Here is a 279-nt window from a genome sequence, read left to right as displayed (position 1 = left end):
AGGGTTCTTACACACGAAGACCGATTGGCTCTCTCGGTTTCCTTCGGTGACGAACCCACAGGCGTAACAGCGTTGCGACGTATACGCGGGGCTCACCTTCACCAGCGTCGTTCCCGTGTACCGGGCGGCGCTGGTAAGGGCGAGTTCCAGGCGGTGCCACCCCTTGTCGAGGATGGCCCGGTTGAGGCCGGCCTTCTGACGGACCCGGCGGCCGGGCTCGGCCACGGTGCCGGACGCCGAGGCGGACATGTTCTTGACCCGCAGGTCTTCGAGCACGAT

General features: G+C 65.6%; 1 protein-coding gene. It reads right to left on the bottom strand.

Annotated elements, in window-relative coordinates; all coding sequences use genetic code 11:
- Positions 1-279, bottom strand: a 279-nt coding sequence (locus JK361_RS40815; RefSeq protein WP_201828306.1) for a zinc ribbon domain-containing protein, incomplete at both ends; no start/stop codon positions are given.

Source organism: Streptomyces musisoli (genome assembly GCF_016741855.1).
GTDB lineage: Bacteria > Actinomycetota > Actinomycetes > Streptomycetales > Streptomycetaceae > Streptomyces > Streptomyces musisoli.
The sequence above is the reverse complement of the archived record's forward strand: the minus strand, read 5'-3'. Positions and strand labels throughout refer to the sequence as shown.